The sequence below is a fragment of the Kitasatospora sp. NPDC088779 genome (genome assembly GCF_040685395.1).
Classification (GTDB): Bacteria; Actinomycetota; Actinomycetes; order Streptomycetales; family Streptomycetaceae; genus Kitasatospora.
This window is the reverse complement of the sequence record NZ_JBFBHW010000017.1, coordinates 120,986-139,746: the sequence shown is the minus strand read 5'-3', so window position 1 is coordinate 139,746 and position 18,761 is coordinate 120,986. Positions and strand designations below refer to the sequence as shown.

The window sequence follows — 18,761 nt, the reverse complement described above, 5'->3', positions numbered from 1 at the left end:
GAGCACACCCCCAGCTGCGGAGGAGCGGTCAGGGGTGCACGCGAGAACGGCGCCAACGGTCCGCTGCCCGCCCACTCAGGTGGTGTCGACCCTGACCGTAACCCGCCCTCGGCGGGCGGGCACATCACCGGACGTAGTAGGCGCGGTTGTGGGCGGCGACCGGCGGGGATTGGTAGGTCCAGACCCCGGCGGCCGGGGCGTCGGCGATCAGGTGGGCGAGGTCGCGGGCGGACTCCTCCGCGGGGTTGCCGAGGTCGAGCCGGACGCGGTCGGCGGTGCGGTCGTCCAGGGCGTAGTAGCGGTAGGGGTGGTAGACGTTGAGCGGGCCGGCGAGCAGCTTGCCCTCGTCGTCGGTGCCGTAGCCGGTGATCGGGGTGTTGTTGACGGATTCGGCGGTGAGGCCGATCAGGTTCACGTCGAGGGCGAGGAGTTGCTCGTCGTGGCGGCGCAGCCCGTCCGCCCCGAGGGTGGCCCGGCGACAGGAGACGGACCAGCGCTCACGCACGGCGGGGGCGTTGAGCGAGGGTAGCGCGGTCTCGAACCAGCCGGGGTGCTTGGGCTCGGCGTACAGGCGGCGCCCGGCGTCGATGGCGAGCGGGTTGTCGCACAGGACGTGCAGGCGGGCGATGCCAAGCAGCTTGGTCTGGTCGTAACCCCGGGCGTACTGGCCGTAGTTGAGGACCGGCAGGCGGTCCCCGGCGAACATCGGGTGGGCGACCAGGTTGATCTCCAGCTCCTCGGTGATGCCACCGCCGTTCGGGTACTGGGCGAAGTACAGCTGGTAGTTGAGGGACACGCAGGCCCCGCCGTCGAACACGGCGGCGGTCAGGCCGGGGTGGCGCTTGCCGAGCAGCTCGCGCGCCCGCTCGGGCTGGACCAGGTAGTCGACGCCGATGTTGTGCAGCGCGCCGTAGTGGAAGGGCAGGTGGTACGGCTCCGGTACGGGCGGGAGCGGCAGGCCGGTCATGGTGTCTCCGGAAAGGCGGGCGAACGGGTGGCAAGCGAAGGAGCGACGCACGAAGGGGTGCCGGGCGAAGGGGTGCCGGGCGAAGGGGTGCCGGGCGAAGGGGTGCCGGGCGAAGGGAGCACGGGCGAGCGAGGCGGGTCGGGGGTCGGCAGCCTGGTGCCGACGGACACCGGGCGGTGCAGGTCCAGCAGGTCCTGGTGGATCCGGTCGGCGCTGCGCAGGGCCAGGGCGGCCATGGTGAGCGAGGGGTTGGAGGTGCCGAGCGAGGGCATCGAGCCGCACCCGACGGCGTACAGGTTGGGGTGGTCCCAGCAGCGCTGCCAGTGGTCGACGACGGAGGTGGCGGGCGAGTCGCCCATGACGTGGGTGCCGCCGGCGTGGCCCGCGCCCCGGTAGCCGTAGGCGGTTCCCAGGTGTTCGAGGCGGCCCGGCCACTGCGGACCGGCCGGGTAGGCGGTGTGGTCCTCGGCGCCGAGCAGGGCGAACAGCTGGTCGGAGACGGCCCGGGCCGAGACCATGCCCGCGCGGACGTACTCGTCGAGGTCGTAGCGGACGGCCGGGCCGGGGAGGCCGAGCGGATCGCGCCGGTCCGGGTCGAGGGTGACCCGGTTGGCCGGGTCGGCGGGCTGCTCCAGTTCGAACTGGAGCGAGAACTGACGGCCGAGCCGGTCGCCGAGGCGTGCCCGCAGCTCCTTGCCGCGCAACCCGGCGGCCAGCAGTGCGGCCGTCTCCGCCTCGGGGGAGCCACCGGCCCAGGACCAGCCCCAGTTTCCGATCTCGATCCGGAACGGGGCCCGGCGGGCACGGGCCGGGCCGAAGCGGAAGGCCTCCAGGCCGCTGGTGGAGCCGGGCCCCCGGTAGGGGCCGACCTGGCCGGGCATGAGCCCCCAGGTGAGCAGCGCCGGGTGGTCCATCAGGTTGCGGCCCACCTGGTCGCTGCGGTTGGCCAGGCCGGACAGGAGCAGCAGCCTGGCGTTCTCGACGGCGTGCGCGGCGAGGACGACCAGGTCCGCGTCCACCCGGTGGGCCGCGCCGCCGGCCAGGTACTCCACCCCGGTGGCGCGCCCGGTCACCGGGTCGGCGAGCACCCTGGCCACCACGGCCCCGGTGCGCAGTTCGACGCAGGGCGCCCAGCGGGCCTGGGTGCGCAGCGGCGTGTACTTGGCACCGGTCGGGCAGACCGGGACGCAGCTGGCGCTGCCCGCGCAGGGCTGGCCGAAGCTGTCGCCGGGCCGGGTGGGCAGGCCGTTGCGGGCGTGCGGGGTGCCGGTGACGGCGAGCCGGGCGGGGCCGGGCATGGCGGGGTCGCGGACGGTCCGGCCGTCGAGGGCGTGGGCGAGCCGGCGGTCGAGGTGGCTGGCCGGGATGGCCCGCATGGGGAAGGCGTAGTCGTCCGGGATCGGCAGTCCGACGGCGCGGCGCTGCTCCCCGGCGTCGGCGGCGACGCCGAGTTCGTGTTCGGCTGCGCGGTAGTACGGCTCCAGGTCGTGGTAGCCGATCGGCCAGTTGCGGCCGCGGCCGAGGTCGCCGGTGCGGAAGTCCTCCGGGTGCATGCGCGGGGTGAGGCCGGTCCAGAGCAGTCCGGTGCCGCCGTTGGCACGCAGGTAGCCGCTGGCGTAGGGCAGCGGGCCGTCCTGCCGGAGGTGTCCGGTGGCGGTGAAGCCACCGCCGGGGAGCCCGGTGAGGTCGGTGACGTCGAGGGACGGGGCGTCGGGGTCGTGCGGGTAGGGCGAGGTGGGCGGGCCGCCGCCGGCCGCGCGGAAGGCGGCGGCGGTCTCGGGCCCGGAGGGCGCGGCCCGGCCGGCTTCGAGGACGAGGACCCGCCGGCCCTGCGCGCCGAGGCGGTGGGCGACCAGCGTTCCGGCGAAGCCTGCGCCGACCACGACGACGTCCCAGCGGGCGGTCACCGTTCCTCAACCCCTCGGGGGGCCTCGGCCCAGCTGCCGTGGCCGGGGGCGGCGGCGCCGGGCGGGTCGGCGCGGAAGGTCCGCCAGGCCAGGCCCTGGTCGTAGGCGCGGGCGGAGCTGGGGGTCTCGCCCGGCCAGGCGCCGACGTACCAGAGGTGGACCAGGGCGTGGTCGTCGCGGACCCGGTGGGCCAGGGTGGTGCGGTGGTGTTCGTGCGCCATGCCGGTGGCGCGCAGCTCGGGCTCGTCGAAGCCGGTCAGTTCGGCGCACACGCGCAGGAACTCGTCGAAGTCGGCGAGGTCGTCGGGCGCCCCGAACTCGGCGAGGCAGTCAATGGCAGGATGGTCGTCTGGCACGGACAAGCGGGCACCCCCACGGTCGTCGACGGTGGCCAAGACATGACAGACCGTGGGGTGGGTGAAGTCGGCGGCCCGTCACGGTCTGCCAGCGCGATCCTGCCGCCCGCCGTCGTCACCGGGAACCCGTTGCCCGAATGTGCCCGGTCTTGGCCGTCTCCTGCCCGATCAGCCGCCCACCGCGTTCGGTCGGCGGCTGTTTCCGGTCGGGCTACGGGGGCTGGCGCGGGTACGGCGAGGGGTCCGGCGGGACCGGGCGGAGGTCCGGCGAGGGTCGATGAGGGTCCGACGGAGCTCAGCCGAGGGCGCGGACGGCCGCCAGGACGTCGAGGCCCAGCTCCGGGTCCGCCTCCTCCGGCAGGCTGACGGACAGCCGGTCGACCAGGCCCACGTACCGCCGGGTCAGCTCGCGGGCGACGTCGTCGACCGGACCGGACACCGCGAACGTGTCGAACACCTCGTCGTCGATCAGCGCGGCCATCTCCGCCCAGCGGCCGCGCACCGAGTGGGTGTGCAGTTCCTCCTGGAGCCCCTCCCACCCGTGCTGGGCCAGCACCGGGCGGTAGGCCGGGGTGGAGGCGTAGAACGCCAGCCGCTCCCGTACCCCCGCCCGGTTGGCCGCCAGTTCCTCCTCCGTCCGGCCGGTGGCGGTCAGCACGCTGCCGGCGACCTCGAACGGACGTGCCGTCCACGGGGCGCCCTCGGCCTCGGCCTGCGCCCGGGCCCCGGTCAGACCGGGCAGCACCTGCTCGGCCAGGTAGGCGGGCGACGAGAACGGGTGGCTGAGGAACCCGTCGGCCACCGCCCCGGCCGTACGGGTCATCAGCGGCCCCACGCCGGCCAGCAGGATCCTCGGCACCCCGGCGGGGACGGGGTCTGGCGAGAAGACCGGCGTCATCATCGTGTGGGTGTAGAACTCGCCCCGGAAGCGCAGCCGTTCGCCGGTCTGCCAGCTGTGCCAGATCGCCCGCACCGCGTGCACGTACTCGCGCATCCGCGCGGCCGGCCGGTCCCAGGGCATCCCGAAGCGCTTCTCGATGTGCGGCTTGACCTGCGAGCCCAGCCCGATGACGGCCCGTCCGCCGGAGGCCGCGTGCAGCCCCCAGGCCTGGTAGGCCAGCGTCATCGGGGTGCGGGCGAAGGCCACCGCGATGCCGGTGGCCAGCTCGATCCGCTCGGTCCGGTCGGCGGCGCGGGCCAGCTGGAGGAACGGGTCGTACGCGGTCTCGGCGACCACCAGGCGGTCCATGCCCCGGCTTTCGGCCCGCTCGGCGGCGTCGAGGATCCCCGCCGGGTGCCCGGAGGCGGTGGCGTCGAGACGGAAGGCGGGGGGTCGGTGCATGGCGGTGCTCCTGGGCGCGGGCTGCGGCGGTACCCGGGTAGCCTCCCACGCCGGCGCCCGGGCCCACCCCCGCAGCCTGCCCCTCAGCGCTTGAAGAACTCCACCTCGGCCAGCGCGATGGGGATTCCGGGCCCCGTCCCGGCGGCGGCGCGGACGACCAGCGTCACCTTCACGACGTCGCTGACGCCGGTCAGCACCGTCTGCGGGCCCGGCTTGTCGTTCAGCGTCACCTTCTGCTCGTGCACCTTGCCGTCCGAGGTCGTCATCCGGAGGTCCAGGGCGGTGGGCCGTGCCTGCTGCTGGAACTGCTGCGGCTCGGTGGAGGAGCCGGTGTGGATGATCACGTCCACCAGCCGGAACGGTCGGGCGAAGGGGAAGCTGATCGAGTCCCCGACGTTCGGCGCCCCCCAGTAGGTGTTGCTCAGCCCGTCGACGGTCAGTTTCGCGGGATGGCCCTCGACCTCCGCGCTCGCCGCCGCCCCGGTGGGGGAGATCGCCGAGGCGTCGCGGAGCTTGTCCAGCACGTCCTCGTAGATGTTCCGCCCTGCCGGGTAGAACAGCACGCCCGCGACCACCAGCGCCGCCAGCACGAGCAGCGCGATCATCCGGCGCAGGGTGCTGCCGGAGCCGCCGATGCGCACGCGGCGGCGGAACGGCCAGCGGGTGCGCCACCACGGCAGGGCCGCCACGAGTTCGGTGGGGGTCAGCGGCTCCGCGCACCGCCGGCAGAACTTCCGGTCGGGCCGGTTGGGCGTGCCGCACCGGGGGCAGGGTGGGCCGACCTGGGCCTCGTCGGCCGCGGCCGGGCGGACGGTCGGGCGGGGCGCGACGGGCTTGGCGGGCTGCACCGCCACCGGGTCCGCCGCCGGCTGCCGGGCGGCCGTGGGCTGCGGCGGCACCGCGCCGGGGCGGACCGGCGGCACCTCGGAGGCGGGTGCGGGCTTGGGCGCGGGCGCAGCAGCGGGCGCGGCGGCGGACGGCCTCGCCGGCTCGGCGGGCCGCGCGGCAGGCGGTTCGGCGGGCGCCGCGGACGGCCGCACGGGCGGTTCCTCGCGGGCCGCCCCGGCGGGCGGAGCAGCGGGCGACGCAGCGGGCGGAGCGGCGGCAGGGCCGGGTGCCGCGGAGGCGGGAGCCGCCGAGGTGGCGGCAGCCGTCCCCGACCAGCCGAGGTAGGCACCGCAGTTGCCGCAGAAGTCGTCCCCGTCCTCGTTGGCCACTCCGCACTCGGGACACGTACGCATTGCTCAGCTCTCTTCCGCACCGAGTGGACCGAGTGGACCGGATGGACCAGGTGAACCGGATGGACCAGGCGGTCCGGGCAGGACCTCCACCCGGCAGGTGAGGTGGACCGGGCAGGACGCCCGGACGACCGCCAGCACCTGCTCCTCGTCCACCGCCGGGGTGCGCTCGGGCCAGACCCGCACCAGCAGTTCCCCGGAGGGCGCGGGCGGCAACTCCGCGCCCGCGGTGGTGGACCAGGCCACGCCGCCGCCGTCCACGATCTGCGCGCCGACGCCGAGGATCAGCCGCAGCCGTTCCCGGAGCCCGCGCCGGGTGCCCCGCCACCGGTGCAGTTCGACCGCGCGGCCGACCACGGCCCGGCGGACCTCCTCCGGCCAGGCCGGGTCGGTCTCGACGGCGACCCAGTCCGCCAGCCACTCGACGAAGTCGGCCGGGGCCAGGCGCGGTTGGAAGTAGGCGGGCAGGTTGTCCAGGGTGGCGAAGACCGGGGCGAGGACGGTGTCCAGGCCCGCGGTGAACCGTTGGGCGAAGTCGTCCTCGGCGTAGAGCGCGGGCAGGAGTTCGCCGATCGGATGCGGGCTGGGCAGCCCGGGGACGGCCGCTCTGCTCATCGCGGACCGTCCGCCGGGAGCGCGGCGACCACGACCTGGTGCTGGTGCGAGAAGACCAGCGCGTCCGGGGCGACGTCGACCCGTTCGGCGGGCGCGCCCCGGCGCCCGGTGATCGGATCCGCCGGGAAGAGCCGCAGTTCCTCGACCGCCGTGACCCCGGCCACCTGCTGGAGCACCGCGAACACCTCCCCGTACTGCACGGCCCGGCCGAACGGCCAGCCCCTTCCGTCGGCGCCGCCGCGCAGCGGGTTGAGGTGCCGGAACAGGGCCGCGAGCGCCGCCTCCCGGACCCGGTCGCCGTCCGGGGAGCGGGTCGCGAGCCGGGCGACCACCGTCACCCCCTGGTAGTCGGGCGGTTGGACGACGAGCCGGGTGCCGACGAGCCGCCGCTCGTCCAGGGCCGTCGCGATGGCCGACAGCACCTGCTCGCCGGGGATCAGCTGCTCGAACCGCAGGCGGTCGCCCTCGTCCGCGACCGCGTCGGGGACCACCAGCACCCGCACCGCTCCCGCCTCCCCGGCGACGGCCGGCGCGCAGCGCACCCGGGCCGCCGAGGGGGCGGCCTGCCGGGCGATCAGCTCGAAGTCCCCGGCCGTGACGGCCCGTTCCTGGAGCCGCAGCAGGTGGGGGGCGCGCACCTTGGCGTTCTCCACCGTCTCGCCGTCGACCCCGCCCCTGGCCGCTTCCCGGTTGTCGACCCTGGCCACGTACGGGACGGAGCTGCGCAGCACCGTGATCGTCGCCCGGGCGACGTTCCCGGCGGTGCCGCCGCCCGTGCGGTAGCGCGGTACCCGCAGGTGCGCGCCCTTGGGCGGCACCGCACCGAAGGCGTGCAGGCCGCCGTCGGGTTCCCGGACGGCGGGCGGGAACGCGAACTCGCCCGTGGTCGCGTCGATCACCACGTGCCGGTCGGTCGGCGCCGAGTCACCGAAGTGCTCGACGGCCGTCCACCGCTCCCAGCCGTCGCCGGCCGCGACCTCGACCACCGGGGGCCCGCCGTCGAGCAGGACGGGCGGCCTGGCGAGCCGGAAGCGCTGGCCCGCGACGCCCTCCGAGGTGCCGAGCGGCGCGTCGGTCACGGTCTGGGCGTGCACGACGGCCGCGGTGCCGCCGACGGTGAACACCTCTGCCCGGCGGATCGTCGGGGACTCCGCGTAGAACGGCTGGCCCGGCTCCGGCGCGGACACCCGGCAGCGCAGCCAGCCCGCCCGGCGCCCGGCGACCACCGAGGCGACCTGCCCGGCGGGCACGAACACCACCACCTCGCCGGGCCGGTTGAGGCCGCCGGTGGTGTCGGAGCCGGTCTCGCAGGCGATCCACCGCGCGCCGTCCCACACCTCCCACGCCAGCGGGGGCTGGCGCGGGTCGACGCCGACGCCCTCGACCCGGCTGTCCAGCCGGACGACGAGGATGCAGCGCGGCACGACGGCCGGCAGCGCGAACAGCATGGCGTCCCCGACCTGGGGGCGCGGCTGGAAGCACGGCACGTCCACGCCGTCGGCCAGCCGCGCCGTGGCGTCGGTCTGCTCCCCCGCGGCGGAGACGGTGACCAGCCGGTCGAGGGAGCTGGGGACGACGGGCAGGTCCTCGGCGGTGGAGAACACCACCGCCTCCTCGGTCTCGGTCCGCAGCGTGGACACCTCGGTGCCCGCCCGCAGCAGCACCGTCTCGGGCTGCGGGGCCGACAGCCAGAAGTCGACCTCCGCGGTCGCCGCGGCCGGCGGGAAGAGCCGGACGCCCAGCAGGTCGAGGAAGGCGGAGTAGTTCTTCTCCGGCACCCGGTTCAGCCGGTAGAGCAGCTGGTCCACCATGTACGCGAAGGTCTCGATCAGGGTGACCCCGGGGTCGGACACGTTGTGGTCGGTCCACTCCGGGGCCCGCTGCTGGACGAACCTCTTGGCCTCGTCGACGAGTTGCTGGAACCGGCGGTCGTCCAGGTTCGGGGAGGGCAGCGCCATCAGCTCACTCCCCCGGTCACGGCGCCCAGGGCACCCGGGACGTCCTGGACATCCGGGGCGTCCGGCGAGCTCGGGATGGTGTAGAAGGGGAAGACCAGGTTGCGGCGGTCGTTGGTGGACCGCACGGTGTAGTGGACGTCGATGTAGAGCGTGCCGTCGTCGACGGTGTCGAAGGCGATCACGACGTCGTCCACCTCGATCCGCGGCTCCCAGCGTTCCAGCGCGGTGCGCACCTCGCGCGCGATCCGGCCCGCCGTACCGCCGTCGCTCGGCGCGAACACGTACTCGTGGATGCCGCAGCCGAACTCCGGGCGCATCGGCCGCTCCCCGGGGGCGGTGCCGAGGATCAGCCGGATGGCCTCCTCGATCTCCCGGTCCCGGTCCACCATGCCGATGCCGCCGGTGGCGTTCACCCGCAGCGGGAAGGCCCAGCCTCGCCCGATGAAGCCGCTCACGCGACGCCCCCGATCAGCACGTTGAACGCGCCGGTGACGATCTTCGCGCCGCAGGCCGTCTGGTCGCCCACCCGCGCCGCGGGCAGCCCCCCGATCAGGACCAGGCCCCCGGCCGCCGCCTTGGGGCTGGGCATGACGACGTTGCCGGGCCCGAGTTCCACGTGCGGCACGCACACGTGCAGGCTGCCGGTGACGGCGGCCGGGCGGCCGCCGATCAGTACGGTCGCCGCCGCGAGGGCGCCTGGCGGCGGGGTGGTGATGGCACCGCCGTCGCTGGTGGTGTCACCCATCCGGGCTGCGGGGGGCATCTGCGTTCTCCAATCGGGTGGTTCGAGGGGGCCGGAGGGCCGGGCCGTGCCGACGGTGGTTCAGTTGATGCGCACGAGGGCCGCCTTGAGCACCGCCAGCGCTCCGCCCTCCACGGTGACCTCGGTGCGGCCGGTGACGTTCACCGATCCCCCGCGCAGGTTCACCGCCCCGGCGCCGGCGTCGATGGTGATGCCGGTGGAGGACAGCCGCACCGAACTCGCCGCCGCCGCACCGGCCGCGCCGAAGACGGTCAGGACGATCTCGCCGTGCTGCTCGTCCAGCCGCACCTCCAGCTTCCGGTCCCCGCTGGCCAGCCGGACGCCGGACTGGCCGCCCGGCACGTCCAGCAGTTCCAGGCGGTGGCCCGAACGGGAGACCAGCGAGCGGCGGTTGACCTTCCCGCCGGCCGGGTCGACCAGCGGCACCTCGTGCGGCGAGGGCTTGTCGACGCCGTTGTAGAGGCCGCCCAGCACGTACGGGCTGTCCAGGCTGCCCTGCTCGAAGCCGACCAGCACCTCGTCGTTCACCTCGGGGCTGAACACGCCGCCGCCGCCCTGCCCGCCCCACTGGACGGTGCGCACCCAGTCGGAGACGTAGGTGTCGTCCAGCCACGGGAACTTCAGCCGCACCCAGCCGCGTTGCGCGCCCCCCGGCTCCCGGACGTCGGTGACCACGGCGATGGCCAGACCGGGCATCCGCGGCCCGCGCGGCACCGCGCCGCCCCCGGCGACGAGCCCCGCGAGGGAGCGGTCCGGCGCCGCGCTGACCACGACGGTCGTCCGGTAGCCGCGGTAGGGCTCCAGCAGGTGGCGCACCGCGGTGGCCGTGTAGCGGCCCGAGAAGGCGGCGCCGACGTTGCCCAGGGCGACCGGAACACCCGCCCGCAGTTTCGGGTTGCCCTCGACGACCGCCTCCAGCTCGCCGAACCCGGCGGCCACCGAGGCGGCGACCGACCCGGCCGCGGCCGCCGTCTCCGCCTGCGTGCGGTACGGGGTGTCGGTGACGGTCATCCGCGCCTTCCCGGCGAAGGCGGCGGCCGCCGTCGACGGGCTCATCCCGGGCCGCACCGTCTCGCTGGCCACCGACGGCTCCGTGGCGACCAGGGCCTTCTTGGTGAGGACGTTCCAGCCGCGCACCTCGACGGTGTCCGCCCCGCCGCCGCCCGTCAGCACACCGCGCAGCTCCAGCAGGTTGCGGCCGTACTCCAGGACCATCGGGTTCTGCGGAGCGGGCGTCGAGGGGGCCGGGGCCGAGGAGGCCTGCTCGGGCTTGACGAACTCCAGCAGCCCCTCGTCGTCCGCCCGCACCTGCGCGCCGCTCTCCTGCGCCAGGTACTGGAGGAACTCCCAGTCCGAGACGTTGGCCTGCGACAGCTGCTCGTGGACAACGGGGAACGCGTCGACCCGGCCGCAGCCGAGCCCGGCGCCCGCGGCGACCTGACGGACGATGTCCGCCGTCGACATGTTGCGGAACGCCTTCACCCGGCGCCCGCGCATCAGCCGGTGGGTGATGGCGGACGCCCGCACCACGGTGAACGAGCCGGTGGTGTCCACGTCCAGCTCCAGCGCCGTCACCTCGCCGGTGAACAGCCGCACCTGCGCGTTGCCCTGCACCGTCATCACGGAGACCCGCAGCCGGGTGCCGATGGTGACCCCGGTCGCGGAGAGGAAGGTGTGGTCCGCGTCGCGGAACATCAGCACGGCCGTGTCGGGCAGGCCCGTGCTCTCCTCGATGTCGCAGGAGACCAGCTGGGCCGCCCAGACCGGCGGCAGCGGGCCGGGCGCCTCGACGATCGGATCCGCGGCGAAGGAGCGGCCGCCGCGTGCCTCGGGAGTGGTCATGACCGCCCTCCTCGGGTGGGCTCGTCGATCCCCGGCACGATCAGTTCCACCCCGGGGACGAGCACCATCGGGTCGTCGATGTCGTTGGCCTCGGCGATGGTGCGCCACGCCGTCGCGTCGCCGTACTCGCGCCAGGCGAGCAGCGGCAGGCTGTCGCCCGCGATCACCCGGTGGGTGCTGCGCGCCTCCATCGAGCCGGAGGTCGGGTTCTGGCCCGGCGTGTCGACACTGGCCTCGTCGATGGTGAACGAGCAGGTGGCCCGCAGCGGCTTGCCGTCGACGTCGAAGAGCGAGTAAGTGACCTGAAGGCCGGTCAGCACCCCGTTGAACGACGTCGTCGACGACGTGCCCCAGTCCAGCCGGATCCACGGGCTCGCCGGCTTCTTGCGCGCCAGGCTCGCCGGAGTCGGCACACAAGCCGTCATCAGCTGCTCCACCGCCTTTTCCACCGAGTCGTCATGGGTCGCCGTCGCATCGAGGAACACCTCCATGGACAGCGAGCGGGGCCCGCTGCCGACGAACTCGGGCAGCGCGGACTCGGCGGCCATCCGGGACGGGGTACGGCGCCACTCCGAGGACTTCCGCAGCACCAGGCTCGACGGGTTGAACTGGAGCGGGAGCCGCGCGATCACCCCGCCGGGCTGGGCGCCGACCGTCGCCGGCGGCTCCATGATGGCCAGTTGGGCCCGGGTGACACTCGCGGGGACCTCTGACATCCCGCACCTCCTTCCGTTCGTCGTCCGATGGGTGGCCTGCGCCGGGTGCGACGCGCCGTCACGATGACGGGCGCAGCCCGGCGTGGGCGATCTCCAGGGACTCCGTCGCCGCCTGCGAGTTCGCCGGGTCGAACGACGGGCCCTGCCAGCGGACGGGCACGATGCCGAGCACCTGCCAGCTGACGATGGGACTCAAGTCGGGCCGCAGGGCCACGATTTCACCGTTCTTGGGCTGGACCCGCCGCACGGTCTCGTCCAGCCAGCGGGCGATCTTGACGGTGTCCGCGGTGACCGCGCGGGTGAGCGTGATGTTCGACCAGGTGATCCGGCCCGGCAACTGCCAGGAGAAGCCGTTGTTGCCGCCCTCGGCGTACTGGTGGATCTCGACCTCGGCACCCAGCCCCGAGCACGTCGTGAACTCGCCCAGGTCGTTGCCGCCGATCGTGAGCTTGAAGAACACGCTCGTCGCGAAGATGTTGTCGGTCATTCCTGCCTCCGTCGCCCTGCCCACCTACCACTACCACCTGCCACCTGCCACTGCCCGTCTGCCCGCCGCGCCCCGAGCGCTCAGCGACGGCCGTCGTACGGCCGCCCGGCGCGCTCCCTCCCCCTGCGCAACTCCGCGCGCAGCAGCCGTCCGACGGGCTCGATCAGGCGCCGGGCCAGTTCGTCGAGGTCGGCCCCCGACGGGGACCCGGTCGACGATCCGCCGCCCGGCTGCGGGGGCCGGGCCGCGGTCGGCGGCGGGGACGAGGCGGTCTGGACGGTCACCGGGGTGCGGGCCGGTACGGCGGTCAACGGCACCCCGGACAACCCCGCCTGCTCCGCCACCCGTTGCAGCACCCGGGCCGTCTCCGTCGAAGGCCGCGCCGGCCCGGACGGCCCTGAAGACGGGCCCGCGCCGGCCCGGGACGGCGCGGTCCACGACCACGACCCGGTGCGCAACGGCGACTCCCCGCCTGCCCCCGGTCCGCCGAAGCCGCCCCCCGCGACGCCCGGCGCCCAGGCGCCACCGCTCGGCAGCGGCGGCGTCGCGGACGCGGGCACGGCGGGGCCGGCGGGCCCGGCGACCGGCAGCCGCTGGACCATCGCCGGAGCCACCGGGGACGCCGGGGCGCTCGGCGGGGTGAGTCGTACCAACGGCACGCTGGGAGCACGGCCGCCGGAGGAGGCAGCGGGCGCGGACGCAGGACGCCCCCCGCGACCGGCGGGGACGGCGGGGACGGTGGCAGGCGCCGACGCGTCGTCGGAGAACGCCGGTCGCACGGCCGCCTCGACCGGGCCGGGGGCGAGGGCAGGGCCAGCGGCAGCAGCGGCAACGGCAACGGCAGGGCCCGCGACAACAGGGCCGGCGGACACCGAGCGCTGCACGCTCGCAGCGCGCCCGACACGAGAGGCGCCCACGGCCGCCGGGCCGGCATCGGCCACGACGACCGGGGGTGCTGGACGCTCCCCGCGCCGCACCCGCCCGGCGGGAACCACGACAGGCACCACAGCACCTCGCGGCTCCGCCGACCGGACACCCGGCTCGACGGGCCTCGGGCCGCCGGAGACCGACCGCTGCACCGCCGGACCACGGCCGCCACGCTCCACAGCCGGCGGCGGCACGGGAGTCTCCCCGCGTCGCGCCCGCCCGGCCGGGGCGGTGTCCGGCGCTACGGGCTGCCCGTCCGACGCCTCCGGGCGAGGTCCCCCGACGGTCGTCGAACGCTGCACACCGACCCGCCCCGCAGGAGGACCGCCGTGCTCCGACCGGCGCGTATCCGCCTCCATCGGGCCGGTACCGGGGCCGACGGCCACCGGACCGGTGCCATCAGTCGCCGGACCCCGCACACCCGCACGCCCCGAGGAGGCCCCACCGCGCTCCGACGTCCGCGGCCCCCGCGCCGCCGAGCCTGCCGACGCCGATGAGCGCGCATCCGCCTTCACCGGGCCGCCGCCGCCGGCCGCCGAACGCTGCACGCTCGGACGCCTCACGGCAGCAGAACGCCCTACCGCGCCCGAGCCGGCAGGGTCGGCGGAGCCGCCGGACGCCGGTCCCCGCGCACCCGCACGCGCCACCACGCCACCCCGCGCACCCCGCGCCGCCGGGCCGGTGCCTTCCGGGTCCGCCGGGGACGCCGGTGCCGCTGGGGACGCCGGGCGCGCAGCGTCGGGTCGGCTCGCCTGTGCCCGTCGGGGCAGGCGCAGGACGGCGGCGGCCCGGTGCCGCCAGCTCGCGGGTGCCACCGGTTCCGGGGCCTGCGGCACTTGGGTGCGCGCGGGCGGCTCCGGTGGCCAGGCGGCCCTGACGACGGGTGGGGCGGGCGTCGGCGCCGGCGCTCGGCCGGACACCGGTGCGGGCGCCGTCGCCGGTGCGGCGAGTGTGGACGCCATGCGGCGCTCGCCGAGCAGGCCCAGCGTGCGGTGGCCCGGGCCAGCCACCGGACGTGCGGCGGTGCCGCCGATCGGCGAGCGGGCCACGACCAGCGGGCCGGGCTCGCCCGGCGAAGCGATGGGCCGCACGTCCCGGGCGCCATCGGTACCCCCCGTACCACCGGTACCACCGCTGCGCCGGGCCCGGCGGCCCGCGTCCTGCGGTGCCGTCCCGGGGGGCGACTGCGGCCCGACGGCGGGGCCGGGCTCGGTGGAGCCGCCCTGCCCGCTCGTGTCAGCGCTTCGCGCGCCGGGCGCAGCCGCACGCTGGACTGCCGTGGCGCCCGGCTCGGCGGGGGCCGTGCCCGTGGCGCGAGGAGCGCTTTCCGGGCTCGGGGCCGCCGCGCTTCGGCCGGTCGGCTGTGGTCGTGCGGAAGTGACGGGGGTGGCGGGAGTCCGTGGGGTGTCGGGAGTCGCGGGGGCTCCGTGGCCCGGGGCCGTGGTCCGCCGGACGGGGCCGCGCCGGCCGTCGGCCGTACCGGCGGCCCGTGCTCCGGGTGCCGCGCCCGCCGTCGGCGGCAGCGCGGTCAGCGGCGCACCCAGGCCGCCGTGCGTGCGGGCGTTGGACGATTCGGGGCGCGCCTGCTCGGTGCGCGGCTGTGTGGCGCGCCGCACGGCGGTCGGACCGCCGCCGGTCTGGACGGCGCGCTGCACAGGGGCGTCCCCGCGCCGTCCGGGCTCGGGACGGGCAGGGCGAGCCGAGCGCGCCGGGCTGCCCGGTGCCGACGGCTCCACACCGTCCGGCCCGCTCCCCGCCGGAGCTTCCTGCTGCGCGGGCGGGGAGACGATCGGCATCGGTCCGTGCCCGGCCTCGGGGCCTTGACCAGGGACGATGCCTGACGCGCCGTCGGCGTTGAGCCGTGGCGAGGCGCTGGCGGGCAGCGAGGTCAGCGGGGCACCGAGCACGGGTCGGCCCGGTGCGGCGCCTCCCCTCGCGCCGCCTCCCCTCGCGGCGCGCTGCACGGCGTTGCCGGTGCGCGGGGTCGGGGCATCGGTCGGCCGCACCGGAGCCGGCTCGGAGGTCTCGGACGGCCGCGTAGTGGCACCCGGCTCCACGACGGGCGGAGCGACGGCGGCGGAATGCTCCACCGGCTTCGCGCCCTCAACAGGCTCCACCGACGCGACGGCAGCGGCACGCTCCACCGTCGTCGCGCTCGCGGCACGCTGCACCGGCCGGGGCGGGATCACGGCCACCGAGCGCGTCGGCAGCGACCGGGGGCGGGGTGCGGTGGTCAGCGGCTTCCCGACGCGACGCGACGGGACCGGCCTGGCAGTCCTGGCCTGCCCGGCAGACGGCACCTCGGAACCGTGAGCGGGCGCGGCGGCAGCGGGCGCGGCGGCAGCCTGCGCGTCGCCGCCCTCGGCAGCCACCGCCCGTACGGGCAGCCGTCGCACCACGGCGCCGGACCTCTGCACCTGCCGCACCTGACCGAGCCCGCCCGTCGCGCCCGGCCCGCGCCCCACCGAATCCAAAGCCGAATCCGAAGCCGAGGCCGGTACCGGATCCGCAGCCTCCGACGGCGCCACCGCCGGTGCGGCGTACGGCAGCACGGGCCCGTCCGCCCCGGCGGAGACCGCCGGGCCGAGGGGCCGTGCCACCGCCCGCAGGATGCCCGCCGGGGCGGACGGCAGGACCGCGTGCCCGAGTGCGCCGGTCAGCGAGGGGTTCTGCCAGGAGGCGAGCCGGGACCGGAACCGCAGGCCGTCGCTGACCCCGCCCGCCGCTCCCGCGAGGGTCGGGGTCAGAGGCGCGACCGCGCGCCAACCACCGTCCGGGGCGGGCGCGTCGGCCCGGGGCGCGGGAGCCGCGTCACCCGTGCCGCCGGCAGCACCCGAGGTGCCCGGGGCACCCGAAGCGCCCGCCTCGCCCGGACCGCCGGCCTTCCGGCGCCCGAGCCGGTCCCGAATCCCCATCCCGCGCTCACCCGCCTTCGTTGACGCGGGTGTTGATCCGCGCGATCTCCCGCACCCACGCGCGGCGTTCCTGGTGGGACAGGTCGAGGATGTCCTCCCGCTGCCAGTGGAAGTGGTAGGCGATGTACGCGACCTCCTCGTACAGCCGGGTGGTCGCGTACGTCACCATTCCCCCAGGCGCCCACCAGCGAGGTCGACTTCGAAGGAGCCGTCGCAGTGCGGGCAGGTCACCGCGGCGCGGGTGTGGCCCTCGCTGTTGATCCGCTGGTAGAAGTCCTGGAGGAACGCGACGTCGGTGGCGTACATCTGCTCGACGACGCCGGCGTGCACGTCGGTGACGGTGCCGAGCCGGGTGATCACGTGGCTGAGCAGCACCACGCTCAGGTACGCCGGGTTCTCCTTGACCCGCAGGTCGATCTGGGGCATGAGTTCGTCCCGCGCGGTGGCCAGGCGCATGGCGCCGTGCCGGTGCAGGACGCCCTCGTCGTCCAGGTACCCGCGCGGGAGCTCGAACTCGAACTCCGTGTGCAGTCCGTGCCCCTGGGGGCCCCGCCCCCGCTGCGGCGCGGCGGCCTGCGGGGCCGCGGCGGGAGCGGGGGCGGCTGCCGGAGCCTGCTCCAGGAGTTCGTCGAGGCTGATCCGTCGTCTCATTCGACGGTGATCTCCTCGAACACGATGGTCACCGTCTCGGTCGCGGCGCTGGACTCACCGGCGGTGAGGGTGGGGCCCTCCCACCGGCTGGCCCAGGCGTTCATCAGCTGGATCCGCCGGAGGGTGGCACCGGTGGTGTCCTTGACCTCGATGGTGAGGTTCTGCCGCGCGGTGTTGATCGCGCCGTTGTTGAGGGTCTCGTTGATCCACTTGGTGAACGCCCCGCTCTTGTCGAGCCCGCGGGTGATCGTCACCTCGCCCGGCAGCCGCGCGCCGGGCTGTTTGCGGACGATCAGCTTGCCCTGCTGGGTCACCTGCTTGTACTCGACGACGTCCTGGTCGACGGTCAGGTTGCTGATCTCCTTGACGGACTCGACGTTGTAGCCGCCGAGTTGGACGCCGAATATGTGTGTGGAGAGCGGATCGCCTTCAGCCATGACTTCCTGTCACCTTCCGGTCTGTGCTGGCCTGCTGGTCACTCGTTGACGAGGCTCGTGCTGTCGGAGAACTGGGACAGCCGGAACACCACGAACTCGGCGGGCTTCACCGGAGCGACCCCGATCTCGCACACCACCTGCCCGAGGTCGATGGACTCCTGCGGGTTGTTCTCACGGTCGCACTTGACGTAGAAGGCCTCCGCGGCCGTGGCGCCGAACAGTGCCCCGCGCCGCCACTCCTCGGTCAGGAACGCCGTGATGTTGCGGCGGATGCTGGACCACAGCCGGTCGTCGTTGGGCTCGAACACCACCCACTGGGTCCCCAGGAGGATGGACTCCTCCAGGTAGTTGAAGAGCCGCCGCACGTTGAGGTAGCGCCACGCCGGGTCCGAGGAGAGGGTCCGGGCGCCCCAGATCCGGATGCCGCGCCCGGGGAAGGCCCGCACGCAGTTGACGCCGATCGGGTTCAGCAGGTCCTGCTCGCCCTTGCTGAGGCGGATCTCCAGGTCCACCGCGCCGCGGATGACCTCGTTGGCCGGCGCCTTGTGCACGCCGCGCTCGGCGTCGCTGCGCGCCCACACCCCGGCGGCGTGCCCGCTCGGCGGGACCATGGTGTTGCGGCCGGTCGCCGGGTCGAACACCTTGATCCACGGGTAGTACAGGGCCGCGTAGCGGGAGTCGAAGCCCGCCTCGTTGTTGCGCCAGTTGCGCACCTGCTGGGCGCTCAGCCCGGGCGGGGCGTCCAGGACGGCGATCCGGTCGCCCATCTGCTCGCAGTGCGACATCACCGCGAGCTGGACGGTCCGCACGCCCTCGGCGTCGATGTCCCCGCGCTGGTAGGCGCTCATCAGGTCGGGCACCGCGACCATGGTGATCTCGTCGATCGCCTCCAGGCCGGAGAACCCGGTGCGGGCCGAGGCGTCGCCGACGTACTCGGCGGGGCTGATCCGGGTCGTGGCGGCGGGGGCGACAGGCCCGGGCGCGGGGGCTGCGGCGAGGGCGAGCGTCTGGCGCTCCGGGCGGCTCGGCGCGGTGCCCGGCTGCTCGCTGACCGCGACGAGCTTGGACTCGCGCAGCTGGGTGACGACGTAGCCCTTGGTGTTCTTGCGGGTCGAGACGTCGTACGTCTCGGCGACCTCGGCGCCCTTGCGGAGCACCAGCCGGAACCGGTCGTCGGGGACGTTGTCGCCCTCGACGTCGGCGATCTCGACGGTCAGGTCGGCGCCCCCAGCGGGCAGGGCCGTGAACAGGAAGCCGGCGTGGGCGGTGGGCGCGGGCGCCGATCGGGCGACCGGCGGCCAGCCGCCGTCCGTCTCGCCGCCGGGCTCGCCGATCCGCACGACGTAGACGGCGCCGCCGCCGTTGGCGAAGAAGCCGTAGACGGCGTGGGGCAGGTAGGTGCCTTCGGAGAAGCCGCCGAACTGCTGGACGTACTGGTCCCAGTTGGTCACCAGGGTGGGCTCGTGGAAGGGGCCGGTCTGGGCGAAGCCGACGAGGGCGGCGACGGCCGTGCCGACACCCTCGATCGGCCGGGCACCGGACTGGACCTCCTCCACGTACACGCCCGGGGTGAGGTACGACGGCATGCTCGCTCCTTCGGGGTGGCCGATCATTCGCCACCGAGTCTGCTGCCGGGCCGC

The 18,761-nt window shown here is 75.4% G+C and carries 17 protein-coding genes; all 17 read right to left on the bottom strand.

All coding sequences use genetic code 11. The features are described 5' to 3' along the window. Positions 1 to 124: 124 nt before the first annotated feature. Complete coding sequence (locus AB0P03_RS18725; RefSeq protein WP_363629721.1) at positions 125 to 967, bottom strand: hypothetical protein; 843 nt, start codon at positions 965 to 967, stop codon at positions 125 to 127. Beyond that, positions 964 to 2,874, bottom strand: coding sequence for a GMC family oxidoreductase (locus tag AB0P03_RS18720; RefSeq protein ID WP_363629720.1), 1,911 nt, complete (start codon positions 2,872 to 2,874; stop codon positions 964 to 966). The genes AB0P03_RS18725 and AB0P03_RS18720 overlap by 4 nt, the downstream gene beginning before the upstream one ends. Further along, positions 2,871 to 3,236: a hypothetical protein gene (locus AB0P03_RS18715; RefSeq protein ID WP_363629719.1), complete on the bottom strand. Its 366-nt coding sequence runs from the start codon at positions 3,234 to 3,236 to the stop codon at positions 2,871 to 2,873. The genes AB0P03_RS18720 and AB0P03_RS18715 overlap by 4 nt, the downstream gene beginning before the upstream one ends. A gap of 289 nt (positions 3,237 to 3,525) precedes the next feature. Beyond that, positions 3,526 to 4,572, bottom strand: a complete 1,047-nt coding sequence (locus tag AB0P03_RS18710; RefSeq protein WP_363629718.1) for a TIGR03617 family F420-dependent LLM class oxidoreductase — start codon at positions 4,570 to 4,572, stop codon at positions 3,526 to 3,528. A gap of 83 nt (positions 4,573 to 4,655) precedes the next feature. After that, positions 4,656 to 5,813 (bottom strand): zinc-ribbon domain-containing protein, encoded by a 1,158-nt coding sequence (locus AB0P03_RS18705; protein WP_363629716.1) that lies wholly within the window; start codon positions 5,811 to 5,813, stop codon positions 4,656 to 4,658. 3 nt (positions 5,814 to 5,816) lie between these two features. Then, on the bottom strand, positions 5,817 to 6,425 hold the full coding sequence (locus AB0P03_RS18700) for a phage tail protein (protein WP_363629714.1): 609 nt from the start codon (positions 6,423 to 6,425) through the stop codon (positions 5,817 to 5,819). Further along, positions 6,422 to 8,383 carry a putative baseplate assembly protein gene (locus AB0P03_RS18695; RefSeq protein ID WP_363629713.1) on the bottom strand — a complete coding sequence of 654 codons (1,962 nt, stop codon included), beginning with the start codon at positions 8,381 to 8,383 and terminating at the stop codon, positions 6,422 to 6,424. Before AB0P03_RS18695 ends, AB0P03_RS18700 begins: the two co-directional genes overlap by 4 nt. Next, positions 8,383 to 8,838 carry a GPW/gp25 family protein gene (locus AB0P03_RS18690; RefSeq protein ID WP_350881814.1) on the bottom strand — a complete coding sequence of 152 codons (456 nt, stop codon included), beginning with the start codon at positions 8,836 to 8,838 and terminating at the stop codon, positions 8,383 to 8,385. Before AB0P03_RS18690 ends, AB0P03_RS18695 begins: the two co-directional genes overlap by 1 nt. After that, positions 8,835 to 9,146, bottom strand: a complete 312-nt coding sequence (locus AB0P03_RS18685; RefSeq protein WP_363585553.1) for a PAAR domain-containing protein — start codon at positions 9,144 to 9,146, stop codon at positions 8,835 to 8,837. The genes AB0P03_RS18690 and AB0P03_RS18685 overlap by 4 nt, the downstream gene beginning before the upstream one ends. A gap of 60 nt (positions 9,147 to 9,206) precedes the next feature. Further along, on the bottom strand, positions 9,207 to 10,988 hold the full coding sequence (locus AB0P03_RS18680; RefSeq protein ID WP_363585554.1) for a VgrG-related protein: 1,782 nt from the start codon (positions 10,986 to 10,988) through the stop codon (positions 9,207 to 9,209). Further along, complete coding sequence (locus AB0P03_RS18675) at positions 10,985 to 11,704, bottom strand: peptidase M23 (RefSeq protein ID WP_363585555.1); 720 nt, start codon at positions 11,702 to 11,704, stop codon at positions 10,985 to 10,987. Before AB0P03_RS18675 ends, AB0P03_RS18680 begins: the two co-directional genes overlap by 4 nt. Positions 11,705 to 11,762: 58 nt before the next feature. Beyond that, the gene (locus tag AB0P03_RS18670; protein ID WP_363373130.1) at positions 11,763 to 12,191 is read right to left on the bottom strand and encodes a phage tail protein; all 429 of its coding nucleotides are present in this window, start codon (positions 12,189 to 12,191) and stop codon (positions 11,763 to 11,765) included. 80 nt (positions 12,192 to 12,271) lie between these two features. Further along, positions 12,272 to 12,850, bottom strand: a complete 579-nt coding sequence (locus AB0P03_RS18665) for a hypothetical protein (protein WP_363629712.1) — start codon at positions 12,848 to 12,850, stop codon at positions 12,272 to 12,274. A gap of 3,190 nt (positions 12,851 to 16,040) precedes the next feature. Then, positions 16,041 to 16,199, bottom strand: a complete 159-nt coding sequence (locus AB0P03_RS18660) for a DUF6760 family protein (RefSeq protein WP_347878560.1) — start codon at positions 16,197 to 16,199, stop codon at positions 16,041 to 16,043. Continuing rightward, positions 16,196 to 16,684, bottom strand: a complete 489-nt coding sequence (locus AB0P03_RS18655; protein ID WP_363585558.1) for a hypothetical protein — start codon at positions 16,682 to 16,684, stop codon at positions 16,196 to 16,198. Before AB0P03_RS18655 ends, AB0P03_RS18660 begins: the two co-directional genes overlap by 4 nt. Continuing rightward, positions 16,681 to 17,121 (bottom strand): phage tail protein, encoded by a 441-nt coding sequence (locus AB0P03_RS18650; protein WP_063346012.1) that lies wholly within the window; start codon positions 17,119 to 17,121, stop codon positions 16,681 to 16,683. Before AB0P03_RS18650 ends, AB0P03_RS18655 begins: the two co-directional genes overlap by 4 nt. A gap of 38 nt (positions 17,122 to 17,159) precedes the next feature. Further along, complete coding sequence (locus AB0P03_RS18645) at positions 17,160 to 18,707, bottom strand: phage tail sheath family protein (RefSeq protein ID WP_363585559.1); 1,548 nt, start codon at positions 18,705 to 18,707, stop codon at positions 17,160 to 17,162. Between the last annotated feature and the right edge of the window lie 54 nt (positions 18,708 to 18,761).